This window comes from Thiobacillus denitrificans ATCC 25259 (assembly GCF_000012745.1).
GTDB classification, from domain to species: domain Bacteria; phylum Pseudomonadota; class Gammaproteobacteria; order Burkholderiales; family Thiobacillaceae; genus Thiobacillus; species Thiobacillus denitrificans_B.
The window spans coordinates 889,307-906,695 of the sequence record NC_007404.1; the positions used below are offsets into that span (position 1 = coordinate 889,307).

Annotated in this window: 19 protein-coding genes; 12 read left to right on the plus strand and 7 right to left on the minus strand. The window is 65.2% G+C overall.

Annotation, left to right across the window (positions count from 1 at the left end):
- Together yrfG and TBD_RS04255 are read left to right on the plus strand one after the other, a co-directional pair.
- Entirely contained in the window at positions 1-660 is a 660-nt protein-coding gene (gene yrfG, locus TBD_RS04250) for a GMP/IMP nucleotidase (protein ID WP_011311351.1), read from the plus strand.
- A gap of 62 nt (positions 661-722) precedes the next feature.
- Positions 723-1,196 carry a c-type cytochrome gene (locus tag TBD_RS04255; RefSeq protein ID WP_011311352.1) on the plus strand — a complete coding sequence of 158 codons (474 nt, stop codon included), beginning with the start codon at positions 723-725 and terminating at the stop codon, positions 1,194-1,196.
- Between the two features lie 12 nt (positions 1,197-1,208).
- Here the strand turns inward: TBD_RS04255 and TBD_RS04260 are convergent, their stop codons facing one another.
- Positions 1,209-1,589, minus strand: a complete 381-nt coding sequence (locus tag TBD_RS04260) for an Mth938-like domain-containing protein (RefSeq protein WP_011311353.1) — start codon at positions 1,587-1,589, stop codon at positions 1,209-1,211.
- Positions 1,590-1,739: 150 nt separating this feature from the next.
- Between TBD_RS04260 and TBD_RS04265 the strand changes: the two genes are divergently transcribed.
- The 6 genes from TBD_RS04265 to msrA are packed head-to-tail and all read left to right on the plus strand — an operon-like array spanning position 1,740 to position 7,643.
- Positions 1,740-2,984, plus strand: a complete 1,245-nt coding sequence (locus tag TBD_RS04265) for a pyridoxal phosphate-dependent aminotransferase (RefSeq protein ID WP_041432348.1) — start codon at positions 1,740-1,742, stop codon at positions 2,982-2,984.
- A gap of 25 nt (positions 2,985-3,009) precedes the next feature.
- Positions 3,010-4,323: a homoserine dehydrogenase gene (locus TBD_RS04270; protein WP_011311355.1), complete on the plus strand. Its 1,314-nt coding sequence runs from the start codon at positions 3,010-3,012 to the stop codon at positions 4,321-4,323.
- A complete protein-coding gene (thrC, locus tag TBD_RS04275; RefSeq protein WP_011311356.1) occupies positions 4,320-5,762 on the plus strand; it encodes a threonine synthase in 1,443 nt (480 codons plus the stop codon). Before TBD_RS04270 ends, thrC begins: the two co-directional genes overlap by 4 nt.
- Positions 5,725-6,411, plus strand: coding sequence for a uracil-DNA glycosylase family protein (locus TBD_RS04280; protein ID WP_011311357.1), 687 nt, complete (start codon positions 5,725-5,727; stop codon positions 6,409-6,411). The genes thrC and TBD_RS04280 overlap by 38 nt, the downstream gene beginning before the upstream one ends.
- A gap of 33 nt (positions 6,412-6,444) precedes the next feature.
- On the plus strand, positions 6,445-7,053 hold the full coding sequence (locus TBD_RS04285; RefSeq protein ID WP_011311358.1) for a glutathione S-transferase N-terminal domain-containing protein: 609 nt from the start codon (positions 6,445-6,447) through the stop codon (positions 7,051-7,053).
- 56 nt (positions 7,054-7,109) lie between these two features.
- Positions 7,110-7,643: a peptide-methionine (S)-S-oxide reductase MsrA gene (msrA, locus tag TBD_RS04290; RefSeq protein ID WP_011311359.1), complete on the plus strand. Its 534-nt coding sequence runs from the start codon at positions 7,110-7,112 to the stop codon at positions 7,641-7,643.
- Position 7,644: 1 nt separating this feature from the next.
- Here the strand turns inward: msrA and TBD_RS04295 are convergent, their stop codons facing one another.
- Positions 7,645-8,484, minus strand: a complete 840-nt coding sequence (locus tag TBD_RS04295) for an energy transducer TonB family protein (protein WP_081429994.1) — start codon at positions 8,482-8,484, stop codon at positions 7,645-7,647.
- A 541-nt stretch (positions 8,485-9,025) separates the two neighbouring features.
- Between TBD_RS04295 and TBD_RS04300 the strand changes: the two genes are divergently transcribed.
- Entirely contained in the window at positions 9,026-9,610 is a 585-nt protein-coding gene (locus TBD_RS04300; protein WP_049750213.1) for a CHRD domain-containing protein, read from the plus strand.
- 196 nt (positions 9,611-9,806) lie between these two features.
- On the opposite strand, the gene TBD_RS04305 is transcribed toward TBD_RS04300, so the two are convergent.
- From TBD_RS04305 to TBD_RS04320, 4 genes are read right to left on the minus strand one after another with little or no spacing between them, the layout of a single operon-like run.
- Positions 9,807-11,504, minus strand: coding sequence for a glutamine--tRNA ligase/YqeY domain fusion protein (locus tag TBD_RS04305; protein ID WP_011311362.1), 1,698 nt, complete (start codon positions 11,502-11,504; stop codon positions 9,807-9,809).
- Between the two features lie 39 nt (positions 11,505-11,543).
- A complete protein-coding gene (mnmA, locus tag TBD_RS04310; RefSeq protein ID WP_011311363.1) occupies positions 11,544-12,620 on the minus strand; it encodes a tRNA 2-thiouridine(34) synthase MnmA in 1,077 nt (358 codons plus the stop codon).
- Positions 12,617-13,072, minus strand: a complete 456-nt coding sequence (locus TBD_RS04315; RefSeq protein WP_011311364.1) for an NUDIX hydrolase — start codon at positions 13,070-13,072, stop codon at positions 12,617-12,619. Before TBD_RS04315 ends, mnmA begins: the two co-directional genes overlap by 4 nt.
- Entirely contained in the window at positions 13,065-13,607 is a 543-nt protein-coding gene (locus TBD_RS04320) for a pseudouridine synthase (protein WP_011311365.1), read from the minus strand. The genes TBD_RS04315 and TBD_RS04320 overlap by 8 nt, the downstream gene beginning before the upstream one ends.
- 86 nt (positions 13,608-13,693) lie before the next feature.
- On the opposite strand from TBD_RS04320, the gene icd reads away from it, so the two are divergent.
- Positions 13,694-14,935 carry an NADP-dependent isocitrate dehydrogenase gene (icd, locus tag TBD_RS04325; protein WP_011311366.1) on the plus strand — a complete coding sequence of 414 codons (1,242 nt, stop codon included), beginning with the start codon at positions 13,694-13,696 and terminating at the stop codon, positions 14,933-14,935.
- Between the two features lie 131 nt (positions 14,936-15,066).
- On the opposite strand, the gene TBD_RS04330 is transcribed toward icd, so the two are convergent.
- Positions 15,067-15,273, minus strand: a complete 207-nt coding sequence (locus tag TBD_RS04330) for a cold-shock protein (RefSeq protein WP_011311367.1) — start codon at positions 15,271-15,273, stop codon at positions 15,067-15,069.
- Between the two features lie 328 nt (positions 15,274-15,601).
- Here TBD_RS04330 and earP point away from each other — a divergent pair, with 328 nt between their 5' ends.
- The gene (earP, locus tag TBD_RS04335) at positions 15,602-16,747 is read left to right on the plus strand and encodes an elongation factor P maturation arginine rhamnosyltransferase EarP (protein ID WP_011311368.1); all 1,146 of its coding nucleotides are present in this window, start codon (positions 15,602-15,604) and stop codon (positions 16,745-16,747) included.
- Positions 16,748-16,793: 46 nt separating this feature from the next.
- Positions 16,794-17,354 (plus strand): elongation factor P, encoded by a 561-nt coding sequence (gene efp / locus TBD_RS04340; protein WP_011311369.1) that lies wholly within the window; start codon positions 16,794-16,796, stop codon positions 17,352-17,354.
- Positions 17,355-17,389 lie beyond the last annotated feature (35 nt).

Below are 17,389 nucleotides of genomic sequence, written 5' to 3' on the forward strand. Positions count from 1 at the left end.
ATGATCGACTGGTCCCGCATCGGCACCGTGTTTCTCGACATGGACGGCACGCTGCTCGATCTTTATTTCGACAATCACTTCTGGCGCGAGCACATGCCGCGCCGCTATGCCGAATACCACGGGCTCGACGAGGCCGTCGCGCGCGCGCATCTCGATGCCCATTACGAACGCCACGCCGGCACCCTCAACTGGTATTGCCTGGATTTCTGGACCAGCGAGCTTGCGCTCGACATCGTGCAGCTGAAACAGGAGGTCGCCCACCTGATCGCCGTACGCCCCGACGTCCCCGCGTTTCTGCGCGCGCTGCGCGACTCGGGCCGGCGCGTGGTGATGGTGACCAACGCCCACCCCAAGAGCCTCGACCTCAAGATGCGCGAGACCCGGCTCGACCCCTATTTCGACGCGCTGATTTCTTCGCATCAGGTCGGCTTGCCGAAGGAACATCCCGATTTCTGGCAGGGCCTGCAGGCGATCGAGCCGTTCGACAGGCTGCGCACGCTCTTCGTCGACGACAGTCTGCCGGTGCTCGAGAGTGCGCGAGCCTACGGCATCGCGCAGTTGCTGGCGATCGCCAACCCGGACTCGCGACAGGCGCACAAGGACTGCGGGCCGTTCGACGCGATCACGAGTTTCGAAGCCGTGATGCCGCCAGCCGGCTGAGCGCCGTCGCCGGACTCGGTCCGGCCGCCCGGAAAGACAAAAAAAGTGAAAGGGGAGCACGAATGAAAGAACGAGACGTCTTGCTGGCCGCAATGCTCGGCCTCGCGATCGGCGGGTGCAGCGCGCCGCCTCAGCGGGCCGGGCAGGCTACCCCTGCTCCTGACGTCGCCGCCCCGGCCGCCGGCAAGGCGGCGCTCAATAGCGGCGAGCAGGTCTACCGCGAGGTATGCATGGCCTGCCACGCCACGGGGATCGCCGGGGCGCCGAAGTTCGGCAATCGCGGCGACTGGGAAAAACTGATCGCCGAGGGTCAGGCGATCGTGACCGCGCACGGCTGGGTCGGCGTGCGCGCGATGCCGCCGCGCGGCGGCCGGCCCGATCTCACCCAGGAAGAATTTGCCCGCGCGGTCGTCTGGATGGCACGCAGCGCGGGCGCCGACTGGCAGGACCCGGACGCGGCGATGCTGCACGCGATCCACGAGGAGGCGGAAGACCGCCGCGAGGAACTGGAGAAGAAGGAACACGATGACGACTGACGCCCTCCGGCGTCAGCCCGCTTCGATCAGGACGGCCGCGCCGACTTGCCGGCCTTCGCCGGCGAGGATGTTGTAGGTCCGGCAAAGCGCGCCGATATCCATGACCTCGAGCCCTATCCTCGCCTCGACCAGCGCGCGCGTCAGCGCGGGATGGGGAAAGCGCAGCCGCGTGCCGGTGCCGAACAGCAGAATGTCGAGGTCGTGGCCGGCGATCCATTCGAAGTGCGCCGCCACGAGCGTCTCGAAGCGCGCGTCGGCCCAGGGCGCAGGCTCGACGCCCGCCGGGGTCAGCAGCAGGCCCGACTCGTAGCGCCGGTCGTTGATGAGGACGTGGTCGGCGCCATAGCCGGTGAAGAGCGGCTGGCCGGCGTCGCTGTGAAGATGGAGCTTCATGCCGCAACCTTAGCAGATTCGGCTTCCGCCCGAGCGTTGCGAAGCGCCCCGCCGGACGCGGTTTCGTTTGCCCGCGCAGGGCCCGTCCGGTAAAATCGCGCGTTTTACAAGGCTTTGTTTTGCCTTGAATTTACCCACTGGGAAATCGCCGTGACGGCCGACAAGAAGCCCCGCTTACGCACCATCCAGAAATCGACCAAGCTCGACAACGTCTGCTACGACATCCGCGGGCCGGTCATGGCGCGCGCGCGCCAGATGGAGGAGGAGGGGCAGCGCATCATCAAGCTGAACATCGGCAATCCTGCGCCGTTCGGCTTCGAGGCGCCCGAGGAGATCGTGCAGGACGTGATCCTCAACCTGCCCAATGCCTCCGGCTACAGCGATTCGAAGGGCCTGTTCGCCGCGCGCAAGGCGATCATGCACGAAACCCAGCGCAAGGGCATCGCCGGCGTGACGATCGACGACATCATCGTCGGCAACGGCGTGTCCGAACTGATCGTGATGGCGATGCAGGCGCTGCTCAACAACGGCGACGAGGTGCTCGTGCCGGCGCCTGACTACCCGCTGTGGACGGCGGCCGTCAGCCTCGGCGGCGGTAAGCCGCGCCACTACCTGTGCGACGAGGGCGCCGGCTGGCTACCCGACCTCGACGACATCCGCGCCAAGATCACGCCCAGCACGCGCGCCATCGTCATCATCAACCCCAACAATCCGACCGGCGCGCTCTACCCGACCGAATTGCTGCGCGAAATCCTCGAAATCGCGCGCCAGCACCAACTCATCGTCTACGCCGACGAAATCTACGACAAGGTGTTGTTCGACGGCGTCGTCCACACCTCGATCGCCTCGCTCGCCGACGATCTCCTGATCGTCACGTTTAACGGCCTGTCGAAGAACTACCGTGCCTGCGGCTACCGCTCGGGCTGGCTCGTCGTCTCCGGCGACAAGCGCCACGCCAAGGATTATCTCGAAGGCCTCAACATGCTCGCGTCGATGCGGCTGTGCTCGAACGTGCCCGGCCAGCATGCGATCCAGACCGCGCTCGGCGGCTACCAGAGCATCAACGACCTCGTCGCGCCGAGCGGGCGGCTGACGCGGCAGCGCGACCTCGCGCACGAACTCCTGACGCTGATTCCGGGCGTGAGCTGCGTCAAGCCCAAGGCCGCGATGTACCTGTTCCCGCGGCTCGACCCCAAGCTCTACCCGATCCACGACGACCAGAAGTTCATCCTCAATCTGCTCGAGGAAGAGCGCGTGCTCGTCGTGCAGGGCACGGGCTTCAACTGGCCGCGGCCCGATCATCTGCGCGTCGTGTTCCTGCCGCACGAAGAGGATTTGACCGAGGCGATCGGACGCATGAGCCGTTTCCTCGATCGCCAGCGCGCGCATCGCTGACTTTTACCGGAACCAGACGAGAACAATGAAGCCCATCCATGTCGGCCTCCTAGGCCTTGGAACCGTCGGCGGCGGCACGCTCACCGTGCTGCGCCGCAACGCCGAAGAAATTACCCGCCGCGCCGGCCGCGAGATTCGCGTCGTGCGCGCGGCCGTCCGCAACCTCGACAAAGCCGAGGCGCTCGCAGGCGGCCTGCCGCTGACGACCAATCCCTTCGACGTCGTCGACGATCCCGAGATAGACATCGTCGTCGAACTGATCGGCGGGCTCGAGCCGGCGCGCGAACTCGTCATGCAGGCGATCGCCAACGGCAAGCACGTCGTCACCGCCAACAAGCACCTCGTCGCCAAGTACGGCAACGAGATCTTCGCGGCGGCGCAGGCCAAGGGCGTGATGGTCACCTTCGAGGCCGCCGTCGCAGGCGGCATCCCGATCATCAAGGCCTTGCGCGAAGGTCTCACGGCCAACCGCATCGAGTGGCTCGCCGGCATCATCAACGGCACCAGTAATTTCATCCTGAGCGAAATGCGCGACAAGGGCGCGGCCTTCGACGACGTGTTGAAGGAAGCGCAGCGCCTCGGCTACGCGGAAGCCGACCCGACCTTCGACATCGAGGGCATCGATGCGGCGCACAAGCTCACGATCCTCTCCGCGATCGCGTTCGGCATCCCGATGCAGTTCGAACGTGCCTATACCGAGGGGATTTCGCAGCTGACGCGCGAGGACGTGCGCTACGCCGAGGAACTCGGCTACCGCATCAAGCTTCTCGGCATCGCGCGTCGCGCCGAAAACGGCATCGAACTGCGCGTGCACCCGACGCTGATTCCCGAGCGCCGCCTGATCGCCAACGTCGACGGCGCGATGAACGCGGTGCTCGTCAAGGGCGACGCGGTCGGGCCGACGCTCTACTACGGCGCAGGTGCCGGCAGCGAGCCGACGGCGTCGGCCGTCGTCGCCGATCTCGTCGACGTGACGCGTCTGCACACGGCCGATCCGCATCACCGCGTGCCGCATCTGGCGTTCCAGCCGGACCAGCTGGCCGACACGCCGATCCTGCCGATGGAAGCGGTGCGCACCGCGTATTACCTGCGGCTGCGTGCTTTCGACCGGCCCGGCGTGCTCGCCGACATCACGCGCATCCTCGCCGACAGCAGTATTTCGATCGACGCGATGGTGCAGAAAGAGCCCGCCGAGGGCGAGGAGCAGGTCGACATCATCCTGCTGACCCACGTCACGCTCGAGAAGAACGTCAACGCCGCGATCGCGAAGATCGAAGCGCTCGACGCCGTGGCGGGCAAGGTCATGCGCATCCGACTCGAGGACCTGGGCGCCAAATGAACTACCTCAGCACGCGGGGCCTCGCGCCGCAACTCCGCTTTTCCGACATCCTGCTCGGCGGGCTGGCCGACGACGGCGGCCTCTACGTGCCCGAGGCGTACCCGCGTTTCACGGCGGCCGAGCTCGAGGCGATGCGGGCGATGAACTACCGCGAACTCGCGTTCGCGGTGCTGTCGCGACTCGTCGACGACATTCCGGCGGACGACCTGCGCGCGCTGATCGACAAGACCTATACCGCCGACGTCTACCGCTATGTCGGCCGCGGCGAGAATGCTGCCGACATCACGCCGCTCAAGACGCTGGAGCCCGGTCTGCACGTGCTCGCGCTGTCGAACGGCCCGACGCTCGCGTTCAAGGACATGGCGATGCAGCTCCTCGGCAACCTGTTCGAGTACGTGCTCGGCAAGACCGGGGGCGAACTCAACATCGTCGGCGCGACCTCGGGCGACACGGGTTCGGCGGCCGAATACGCCATGCGCGGCAAGAAGGGCGTGCGCGTCTTCATGCTGTCGCCGGAGCATGGCATGACGCGCTTCCAGCAGGCGCAGATGTACGCGCTGCGCGACGACAACATCCACAACCTCGTGATTCGCGGCGTCTTCGACCAATGCCAGGACATGGTCAAGGCCGTGGCGAACGACCTGCCGTTCAAGGCGAAATACCATATCGGCGCGGTCAACTCGATCAACTGGGCGCGCGTCGCGGCGCAGAGCGTCTACTACTTCAAGGCGTATTTCGCGGCGACCCACAGCAACACGCAAAGCGTTTCGTTCTCGGTGCCGTCGGGCAATTTCGGCAACGTCTATGCCGGGCACGTCGCGCGCCAGATGGGCCTGCCGATCAACAAGCTGATCGTCGCGACCAACGAGAACGACGTGCTCGACGAATTCTTCAAGACCGGCGTCTACCGTCCGCGCCCGGAGACAAAACACACGTCGAGCCCCTCGATGGATATTTCCAAGGCATCGAATTTCGAACGCTTCGTCTTCGACCTGAGCGGCCGCGACGTCGCGAAGGTGCGCGACCTCTGGCGCGCGGTCGAGTCGGGCGGCAGCTTCGATCTCAAGACCCACGCCGCGCCGGGCGGCGGCAGCTTGTTCGAGCGCATCGCCGATTTCGGCATGGTCTCGGGTTCGAGCAACCATGCCAACCGCATCGACACGATCCGTACGGTCTACGAGGTCTACGGCACGATGATCGATCCACACACGGCCGACGGCCTCAAGGTCGGGCTCGAGCACCGCGAGCCGGGCGTGCCGCTCGTGTGCATGGAAACGGCGCAGCCCGCCAAGTTCGAGGACGCGATTCGCGAAGCGCTCGGCATCGACCCGGTCCGTCCGGCCGAGCTCGCCGACCTCGAAACCCAGCCGCAGAAGAAGCACGTCATGGACGCCGACGTCGATGCGGTCAAGCGCTTCCTCGTCGAACACGCCGGCTGAGCCGCACGGCACGGGCACGGTGCCGCGCGGGCAGTCTGCCGCCGGCGGCGCCTTCGCCGACCTGCTCGCGCGCGTCGCCGCCTGCACCGCCTGCGCCGAACATCTCCCGCATCCACCGCGCCCCGTTCTGCGCGCCTCGCCGAGCGCCCGGCTGCTGATCGTCGGGCAGGCGCCGGGCCGGCGCGTGCACGCCACCGGCATTCCCTGGAACGATCCGTCGGGCGACCGCCTGCGCGACTGGCTGGGCCTGACGCGCGACGCGTTCTACGATGCGTCGCGCATCGCGATCGTCCCTGCGGGCCTGTGCTATCCCGGCACCGTCGGCGGCAGCGACCTGCCGCCGCGCGCCGAGTGCGCGTCGCGCTGGCAGCCGCCGCTGCGCGCCGCGATGCCGAAGATCGGCCTCACGCTCCTGATCGGCGCCTACGCGCAGGCCTACTACCTCGGCCGGCAACGCCGCACGACGCTCACCGAAACCGTCGAAGCCTGGCGCGACCTCGATCCCGCGCTTTTTCCGCTGCCGCATCCGAGCCCGCGCAATCGTCGCTGGTTCAAGCAACACCCGTGGTTCGACGCCGAGGTCGTCCCGGCCCTGCGCGCGCGGGTTGGAGCGCTGCTGGGCACAGGCGATAATGAGCCGGACCAATAATCGGCGCCGTCGGAGCGCCTCCAGGGAAACTGCATGAAACTCATCACTTCGCTCACGAGCCCCTACGGCCGCAAGGTTCGCGTCGTCCTCGCCGAAAAGAAAATCCCCTGCCATCTCCAGGTCGAAAATCCCTGGAGCGCAGACAGCGTCGTGCGGGAATACAACCCGCTCGGCAAGGTGCCCGTCCTCGTGCTCGAAGACGGCGTCAGCATGTTCGACTCGCGCGTCATCGTCGAATACCTCGACAACGCGAGCCCCGTCGCCCACCTGATCCCGAGCGAGCAGAAGTCGCGCATGGTCGTGCGTGGCGTCGAGGCACTCGCCGACGGCGTGACCGAGGCCGCAGTCGCCCTTTATCTCGAAAGAAAACGCGCACCCGAGCAACAGAGCGCCGACTGGATCGCCCTGCAGGAGAAGACCCTGGTCAGCGGATTCGACGCGCTCTCCGAGGCGCTCGGCGAAAAGCCCTGGTATCTCGGCAACGGCATGACGCTCGCCGACGTCGCCTGCGGCTGCGCCCTCGGTTATCTCGACCTGCGCTTTCCCGAGCTTGACTGGCGCGCCGCCCACCCTAATCTGGAAAAGCTGTACGACAAGCTGATGACGCGCGCCTCGTTCAAGGATTCGGTGCCCGTCGCCTGAGTCGCATGGCCGCGCCGTTCGCGGACGGCGCGAATTCCACTTCGCGGGAGTCGATCATGGCGCATGAAATCGCAACGCTGGCGGGCGGCTGCTTCTGGTGCATCGAGACCGTCTTCAATCGCCTGCAAGGCGTCGAATCCGCCGTCTCGGGCTACATGGGCGGGCATACCGAAACGCCCAGCTACGAAGCCGTCTGCAACGGCGACACCGGCCACGCTGAAGTCGTACAGATCACGTTCGACCCCGACGTGATTTCCTATCGCGACCTGCTCGATGTCTTCTTCACGATCCACGACCCGACCCAGCTCAACCGGCAAGGCAACGACGTCGGCACGCAATACCGCTCGGCGATCTTCTGGCATACGCCCGCGCAGAAGGCCGAAGCCGAAGCTGCAATCGCGGCCCTCGACGCATCGAAACAATACGGCTCGCCCGTCGTCACCGAAGTCGCCGAGGCGACGACGTTCTACCCCGCCGAGACCTATCACCAGCGCTACTACGAGGCCAACCCGCGGCAGCCGTATTGCCAGTATGTCGTCGCACCCAAGGTCGCGAAGGCCGAGCAGAAATTCGCGGACCGGCTCAAATAGCTCACTCGCCGAGCGAGCCCCACTCCTTGAACTGGCGTTCCATATCCTTTTCCTCGGCCTCGATCGAGTCCGGTCCGGCGTCGGGACATTCGGTCGGCGCGGCCTCGCGTGATGCGGCCGTATTTTCTCGAGGCGCCCGAGAAGCAGGCTGCGGCGACGAGCCGTCCCACGCGAACCGGTTGCTGAAAGACGGCGGATCGGGCAGACAGTCGTACTTGTAGATCGGCGGCCAGCCGGTCTCGAAGGGCATGAGCGAAATCGTCTTCTCGAACACCAGAGGTTTCCCCGTTGGCGTCCGCGGCAATGATGGCATCGAGCGGATCGCCTGCAGCGCGAGCGTCTCCGCGATCTCCGACGTCGACCACAGCACGTCCGCCTTCACCAGCTTGCCGTCGGGCGCGATCTCGATCCGCAAGCGCACCATCCCCTGCCGCTCGCCCTCGATCGCCGTCCCCATCATGCTGCGCACCTGCTGGCCCCAGGCGTAACGGTAGCGCTTGCTGTTCTTGGGCGTGTAGGTCGAGGCGAGCGCCCATTCCTCGGCTGTCGGGGCGGGCGGCGCGGCCAGCTCCGCAGGCGTCTTCTCGTCCGCGGGAGGCGAGGGCATCTCGGGCGCGTGAACGGGCTTTGTGGGTTTTGTTTCTAGACGGGGCGTCGCAGGGGCGGGCCGGGCGGGCTTTACCGGCTGCGCGGGCACCAGGGTGAGATCGACCCGTAATGGTTCCTCTGTTGCCGCGGGCGGAGGAGGAACCGCCTGCACCTTGCCCAGCACCAGCAGGCTGGTATGAGCCCCCAGCGAGAGCGCGAGGGCCAACAGCAACCGGTAGCTGACGGGGGGCATGAGTGGAGGGGAAGTCCATCCCGGCGTGCCAGGGACGGGAGCGCGGAATCCAGGGGCCTGAATTGTCGCTGAAGGACTCGCAGGCGCTAATGGGCTCTTCTTACTGCCTTCCCCGCCGCGTTTTATCTTGGCCGGCCTGGAATCATCGGTGACCGGACGCTCTCGACCCGTTGCTGTCACTTCGCTCAGGTCTAAAAGCCCGGGCCCGAACAGGCCATTTTGTCTGCATGAGATCGCCGGGTTAAGCAATGGCCCTGATCTACCCGGAGGAAGCAGATGGCAAGGACGGGTGCCGGTTTGCTCCGGAGATGGTTACCACGATACCGGGCTACAAGGAAGGCGGTGCCGGCATTTGGCGATCGTGTGCTTCCCAGGGCCCGCCTCATCATTCTCTCGACGAGATACCTCGCTTGTCGGGATTTCTTACGCTGGACTCCTATTGAAGCAGCGCCACTCAAGCAAATCAATGAATTAGATCGCCGGCATGCACTTTGCGTGCGGTGCCTCTGGCAGGAGGACCTGTCCGGACGAGGAGAGCGGGATGAAGCCGATGCTTGCGATTTTGACGCCCGTCGTGGTTCTGCTCACCGTTCCCGTGGCCAATGCGACCATTCTGACCTATGAGGCGAATCTGTCGGGCCTGAACGAGAATCCGCCGGTGGCGTCGCCCGGGACCGGTGAGGTGACCGTCAAGTACGACGATCTGGCCCGAACGCTCTGGATCGAAGCCGTGTTCTCTGGTTTGGTCGGCGATACCACCGCCGCCCATATCCATTGTTGCGCCCCCACGCCGCAGGACAACGCCGGGGTCGCGACGACAACGCCGAGTTTCTTGAGCTTCCCGCTCGGGGTGACCGCCGGCACGTTCAACATCCTGCTTGACCTGACAGCGGCCTCGTCGTGGAATCCCGCGTTCATCACGGCAAACGGTGGTACCGCCGCAGGCGCGGAAGCCAGGTTGGCGGCTGGCCTAGTGGACGGAGAGGCATACTTCAATATTCACACGTCGTTCGCAGGTGGCGGCGAGATCCGCGGCAACCTTGCGGCGGTCCCCGAACCCGCCACGTTAGCGCTCATGGGGCTTGGCCTCGCCGGCTTCTGGGCCGCGCGTCGACGCGAGGAGTAACCTGAACCACTTCAAGACAAGCCCTGCTCGGGCGGGGCTCGTCTATCTGTGAATGCGGCGGTCACATTACGGTGTCGTCGCTGTAAGGCGGGACTTCCATTCTTGGCAAATGGCTCACTGATGAGCGGTAGGTCATTTCGTCTGCTTTGGCCGAGAAGTGCGGTTCGACGCGAGCGGTCAGGCTGCAACCGACAGGCTAACTGCCAACCTTCACCCACGAATCCTTCAACGTCACGGTCCGGTTGAACACCGGCGCGCCCGGCTGCGTATCGACCCGATCCGCGACGAAGTAGCCGTGCCGCTCGAACTGAAACGAAGCTTCGGGCGCGGCGTCCTTGAGCGCCGGTTCCAGTTGCGCGCGGATGACCTTCACCGAGTCGGCGTTGAGGTCGTCGAGGAAGTTGCCGGTTTCGGCGCCGGGCTGCGCGGTCTTGAACAGGCGGTCGTAGAGACGGACTTCTGCGTCGTGGGCGTGGGCCGCGCTCACCCAATGGATATTTCCCTTGACCTTGACCGAGTCGGCGCCGGGGGTGCCGGACTTGGTGTCGGGCAGGTATTCGCAGTGCACGGCTGCGATGTTGCCGTCGGCGTCGCGGTCAAAGCCGGTGCACTTGACGACGTAGCCGTAGCGTAGACGCACCGAGTTGCCTGGGAAGAGGCGGAAGTAGCCCTTGGGCGGCGTCTCCTCGAAGTCCTCGCGCTCGATCCACAGTTCTTTCGAGAACGGAATCGCGCGCTTGCCGAGCTCCGGCTGCTGCGGGTGGTTGGGGGCGAAGCAGTCTTCGCTCTGGCCTTCGGGGTAGTTGTCGATGACGAGCTTGACCGGGTCGAGGACGGCGACGCGACGCGGCGCGGAATCGTTCAAGACATCGCGCTGGCAGGCTTCGAACACGCTGTAGTCGATCCAGCCGTCGGACTTCGACACGCCGATCTGGTCGGTGAAGCGGCGGAGGCCTTCGGGCGTGTAGCCGCGCCGCCGCGCGCCGACGAGGGTCGGCATGCGCGGGTCGTCCCAGCCGGAGACGTGCTTCTCTTCGACCAATTGGATCAGCTTGCGCTTCGAAAGCATGACGTAGGTGAGGTTGAGCCGCGCGAACTCGATCTGCTGCGGCAGCGGGCGGCTGAAGAAGCCGCCGATGGCGAGCTTGTCCAGCAGCCAGTCGTAGAACGGGCGCTGGTCCTCGAATTCGAGGGTGCAGATCGAGTGGGTGATGTGCTCGATCGCATCTTCAATTGGATGCGCGTAGGTGTACATCGGGTAGATGCACCATTTGTCGCCGGTGTTGTGGTGGTGGGCGCGCTTGATGCGATAGATCGCCGGATCGCGCAGGTTGATGTTGGGCGAGGCCATGTCGATCTTGGCCCGCAGCACATGCGCGCCATCGGGGAATTCGCCGGCGCGCATTTTGCGGAAGAGGTCCAGGTTCTCCTCGATTGAACGACTCCGATAGGGGCTGTCCTTGCCCTTTTCCGTGAGCGTGCCGCGGTATTCGCGCATCTCCTCGGCCGTGAGCGAATCGACGTACGCGTGGCCGGCCGTGATCAGGTGCTCGGCGCAGGCATACATGGTGTCGAAGTAGTTCGACGCATAGTAAAGATGCTCGCCCCAGTCGAAGCCGAGCCACTTTACCGATTCAGTGATCGCGTCGACATATTCCTGCTCTTCCTTCTCGGGGTTGGTGTCGTCGAAGCGCAGGTGGCAGACGCCGCCGTAGTCGCGCGCAAGCCCGAAGTTGAGGAAGATGGACTTCGCGTGGCCGAGGTGCAGGTAGCCGTTCGGCTCGGGCGGGAAGCGCGTCTCGACGCGGCCGCCCCATTTTCCTTCGGCGTTCTGCTCGTCGATGATGTTGCGGATGAAGTTGGCGGCGGGCGCGGGAGCGTTGTCGTGCGACATGGCGGAATGCAGGTCTGGAATGCGTGGATTGTAGCGGGTTCAGCAGATGATGCCGCCGCCCAGACAGACGTCGCCGTCGTAGAGAACGACCGACTGGCCGGGCGTGACGGCCCATTGCGGGGCGTCGAACACGAGTTCGAGCGTGTCGTCGTAAAGCGTGGTGATGTGGCAGGCGGCGTCGGTCTGGCGGTAGCGGGTCTTCGCCGTGTACGGGCGCTCGGGGTCGGGGGCGACGCCGGCGATCCACGAGAGCTGGCCGGCGCCGACACCGAACCGCTGCAGCAGCGGGTGGTCGTGACCCTGCACGACGACGAGCGTGTTCGTCGCCATGTCCTTGGCGGCGACGAACCACGGCGCATCGCTGCCGCCTTTCTGTCCGCCGATGCCAAGCCCCTGACGCTGCCCGAGCGTGTAATACATCAGCCCCTGATGCTGGCCGACGACGCGGCCCTCGGGTGTCGTCATGTCGCCCGGGTCGCGCGGCAGGTAGCGCTCGAGGAATTCGCGGAAGTTGCGCTCGCCGATGAAGCAGATGCCGGTCGAGTCCTTCTTCGCCGCGTTGGGCAGGCCGATCCTGCGCGCGATCTCCCGCACCTCGGGCTTGGGCAGCCGCGCGAGCGGGAAGAGGGCGGGGGAGAGCTGCGCCTGGTTCAGCCGATAGAGGAAATAGCTCTGGTCCTTGTTGGCGTCGCGCGCCCGCAGCAGGGCGGCGCGGCCGAAGGTGTCGTGGCCCTTGCCGACGTAGTGGCCGGTCGCGATGTAGTCCGCGCCGCGCGCGATCGCGTCGTCGAGGAAGGCCTTGAACTTGATCTCGGCGTTGCAGAGTACGTCGGGGTTGGGCGTGCGGCCGGCCTGGTACTCGGCGAGGAAGTAGCTGAACACGCGTTCCTTGTACTCGGCCGCGAAGTTGACCGCCTCGACCTCGATGCCGAGTACGTCGGCGACAGCGAGCACATCGAGAAAATCCTGGCGCGCGGTGCAGTGCTCGGTATTGTCGTCGTCGTCCCAGTTCTTCATGAAGACGCCGAGCACGTCGTAGCCCTGCTGTTTCAACAGATACGCGGCGACGGCCGAATCGACACCGCCGGAGAGGCCCACGACGACGCGCGTGCTCATGCGTGGCTCACGAAGTCGAGCGGGAAGCGCCGCCCGGCGCGGTGGTCGTCGACGCAGCGCATGACGAGCGGGCTGCGATGCGGCACGGCGCTTGCGGCGAGTTCTTCGGGCGTGAGCCACACTGCGCGCACGATGCCGGTGTCGAGCGCGTTATCCGCCTCGTGGCCGGTGACCTCGCAGACATAGGCGAAGCGCAGGTAGGTGATGTCTTTTCCCGGGTAATAGGTCGAATAGCAGCCGAGCAGGGCGCGCGGCTCGACGCGGTGCGCGGTCTCCTCGAGCGCTTCGCGGCGTACCGCGTCGATCAGCGTCTCGCCGCGTTCCCAGTGGCCGGCGGGCTGGTTGAGCCGCAGGCCCTCGGCCGTGTGTTCCTCGACGAAGAGGTAGCGGCCGTCGCGCTCGACGATCGCGGCGACGACGACGTGGGGCAGCCATCGAAGCGGTTCAGACATGCAGTTCCTTCCATTGGCCGGGCTGTAGCCCGTTCAGATTCCATTCGCCGACCGCCGCGCGGATCAGGCGCAGCGTCGGAAAGCCGACCTTCGCCGTCATGCGCCGCACCTGGCGGTTCTTGCCCTCGGCGATCACAAGTTCGATCCAGGCCGTCGGAATGTTCGCGCGAAAGCGGATCGGCGGGTTACGCGGCCAGAGGCTGGGCGGTTCGGCGATGATGCGCGCCCCTGCCGGACGGGTGACGAAGTCGCCGAGGTCGACACCGCGGCGCAACGGCTCGAGGTCGGCGTCGGCCGGCGCGCCTTCCACCTGCGCCCAGTAGGTCTTCGGCAACTTGTGCCGGGGGTCGGCGATGCGGGCTTGGGTCGGGCCGTCATCGGTTAAAATCAGCAGGCCTTCGCTGTCGGCGTCCAGACGTCCTGCCGCGTAGACGCCCGGCAGCGCGAGATGATCGCGCAAACCCTGCCAGCGCCCCTCGGGCGTGAACTGGCTCAGCACGCCATAGGGTTTGTTGAACAAAATCAATCGCGCCACGCTGGAAAAACGAACGTCGGAAAAGACGCCATTTTAACGTTAGCCACGCGCCGCCCCGCCTCTAATTCACCCAGCATTTACTCGCCATGACTTATCAGCACATCCAGATCCCCGCTGCCGGCCAGAAGATCACGGTCAACGCCGACAACACCCTCAACGTGCCCGACACGCCGATCATTCCCTTCATCGAAGGCGACGGCACGGGCGTCGACATCACGCCTGCGATGAAGAAGGTCGTCGACGCGGCGGTCGCCAAGGCCTACGGCGGCCGGCGCCAGATCGCCTGGATGGAGGTCTTTGCCGGCGAGAAAGCCGTCAAGGTCTACGGCGGCGACCAGTGGTTGCCCGAAGAAACCGTTTCCGCCGTCAGGGACTACGTGATTTCGATCAAGGGCCCGCTGACGACGCCGACGTCGGGCGGCATCCGTTCGCTCAACGTCGCGTTGCGCCAGATCCTCGATCTCTACGTCTGCCTGCGCCCAGTGCGCTACTTCGCGGGCGTGCCCAGCCCGGTGAAGGCGCCCGAGAAGGTCGACATGGTTATCTTCCGCGAGAACACCGAAGACATTTACGCCGGCGTCGAATGGGAAGCCAACTCCGACGAGGCGAAGCGCGTCATCAAGTACCTGCAGCGGCAGATGGGCGTGAAGAAGATCCGCTTCCCCGCCACCTCGGCGATCGGCATCAAGCCCGTCTCGATCGAGGGTTCGGAACGGCTGATCAGAAAAGCGATCCAGTACGCGATCGACAACAAGCGCCGCTCGGTGACCCTCGTGCACAAGGGCAACATCATGAAGTTCACCGAAGGCGGTTTCAAGAAGTGGGGCTACGAACTCGCCGCGCGTGAGTTCGGCGCCAAGCTGATCGGCGAAGGCCCGTGGATGGAATTGCCGAACGGAATCGTGATCAAGGACGTGATTGCCGACGCCTTCCTGCAACAGATCCTGCTGCGCCCCGACGAGTACGACGTGATCGCGACGCTGAACCTCAACGGCGACTACATCTCCGACGCGCTGGCGGCGGAAGTCGGCGGCATCGGCATCGCGCCGGGCGCGAACCTCTCGGACACCGTCGCGATGTTCGAAGCCACGCACGGCACCGCGCCGAAGTACGCCGGCAAGGACTACGTCAACCCCGGTTCGCTGATCCTGTCGGCCGAGATGATGCTGCGCCACCTCGGCTGGATCGAAGCCGCCGACCTCATCGTCGCGAGCATGGAAAAGGCGATCGCGGCGAAGGCCGTCACCTACGACTTCGCGCGACTCATGGAAGGCGCGACCGAAGTCAAGTGCTCGCAGTTCGCCGAGGCGATGGTCGCGAAGATGTGAGTGACGCTGTCCTGCGGACGAAAAAAACCCCCGTCGAGGCGGGGGCGGTAGCAAAAGAAAACTCCGCTGTGGCGGGGCCGTATCAAAAGAAAACCCCGCCGAGGCGGGGTTTTTGTTGTTGCCTGCTCAACTCAACCTTGCGGCTGGATGTTGGAAGCCTGCTTGCCTTTGGGGCCTTGGCTGACTTCGAAGCTGACTTTCTGGCCTTCCTTCAAGGTCTTGAAGCCGTTGGTCTGGATCGCCGAGAAATGCGCGAAGACATCCTCGCCGCCGTCATCGGGCGTGATGAAACCAAAGCCTTTGGCGTCGCTGAACCATTTGACTGTACCTGTTGCCATTCAAACTCCCTCCTCTGGGCATAACACTAAAACAAAACCGCGGTAGCAGAATGCATTGGCGGATTGACAAGGCGGCCTGATTTTTTTAGCCGTCGGTCTGAATTCAAGCGCGCTACCCGGTATTGCCCTGTGGTAATGCCAAACCTGCACGGTTCTTGAAACCAAACTTCTGGCTTTGTACTACCGTAAATGAGTTTTTTCAAGGGGGAAACCGCGAAAATCGGCGCGTCGTTGACTTCCGTGATTTATATGCTATCTGGGCGTTTTTTGCGGCTTCGGATCGCCCCGGGTCCCGTCGTCGGCGAGGGGCTGGGGTAGGATTCCGGCGATGCGTGCGACCTGGGACGTCTTCTGCAACGTCATCGACAATTACGGCGATATCGGCATCGCGTGGCGGCTTGCCCGCGAGCTTGCGCGCCAACCCGATCTCGACGTGCGGCTGTGGGTCGACGACCTCGAAGCATTTCGACGGATCTGGCCCAGCATCGACGCGGATCGGAGCGAGCAACTCGACGCGGGGGTGACCGTCCGCGCCTGGCGTACGCCGTTCGACGACACGGCGGCCGCCGACGTCGTGATCGAGGCCTTCGGCTGTGCGCTGCCCGAGAGCTACCTGCACGCGATGAGCGCGCGCGCGTCCGCGCCGGTCTGGATCAATCTCGAATACCTGACCGCGGAATCCTGGGCGGACGCGCATCACGGCTTGCCGTCGCCGCATCCGAGCCTGCCGCTGACCAAGCACTTCTTCTTTCCGGGTTACACCGAGGCGACCGGGGGCTTGCTGATCGAGCCTGATCTTGCCGAGAGGAGGCGTGCCTTTCTCGACGACGGCGTCGCCGATTTCTGGCGTCGGCTCGACGTCGTGTCGCCGCGGCCGGACGAACTGCGCGTGTCGCTCTTCGCCTACCAAAACGCGGCGCTGCCGGCGCTGCTCGACGCCTGGGCAGGCGACCCCGCGCCCGTGAGCTGCATCGTGCCCGAAGGCCGCGTCATTCCGCAACTCGCGGCGTGGCTCGGCGTCGCGGGCTTGCGCGCCGGCGAGACGCACCGGCGCGGCGCGCTCCAGGTGTACGTCCTGCCCTTCCTGAGCCAGGACGATTACGACCGCTTGTTGTGGGCGTGTGCCGTCAACTTCGTGCGCGGCGAGGATTCGTGCGTGCACGCGCAACTCGCGGCGAGGCCGCTCGTGTGGCAGGCCTATCCGCAGACAGAAGGCGCGCACGCGCAAAAGGTCGAGGCCCTGCTCGCGCGCTACAGCGAAGGTCTGGACGCAGCGTCGGCCGCCGCAATCGGCGGACTTTGGCGGCACTGGAACGGCACCCCCGCAGCGCCGGAGCTCGCTTCCTGCTGGCGTACCTTCAGGGTGCGCCACGAGACGATGACGCGGCACGCCGACGCGTGGGCTGCGCGCCTGAGCGGGCAGGGGCGGCTGACTGGAAAGCTGTTGGAGTTTGTGGAAAAAAGGATAAAATAGCGGGTTTTCTAAAATCCCCACCAGCTCTCGCAGCGGATATACAGCCATGAAAATCGCACAGGAACTCCGGGCCGGCAACGTCGTGATGATCGGGAAGGACCCGATGGTCGTGCAGAAGGCCGAATTCTCGAAATCGGGCCGCAACGCCTCGGTGGTCAAGATGAAGCTCAAGAACCTGCTCACCGGCGCCGGCATGGAGTCGGTCTACCGCGCCGACGACAAGTTCGACACCGTGACGCTCGACCGCAAGGAGTGCACCTATTCGTACTTCGCCGATCCGCTCTACGTGTTCATGGACAGCGACTACAACCAGTACGAAGTCGAAGGCGACAACCTCGGCGACGCGCTGAACTATCTCGACGACGGCATGCCGGTCGAAGTGGTGTTCTACGAGGGCAAGGCAATCTCGGTCGAGATGCCGACGACGGTCATTCGCGAAGTCGAATACACCGAGCCGGCGGTGCGTGGCGACACCTCGGGCAAGGTCATGAAGCCTGCGCGCATCAAGCCGACCGGCTTCGAACTGCCGGTCGCGGCTTTCGTCGAAATCGGCGACATGATCGAAATCGACACCCGCACGAACGAATTCAAGCGCCGCGCCAACTGAGCGGCCCACGCCCCGTACACGAAGGCAGCCTCGGC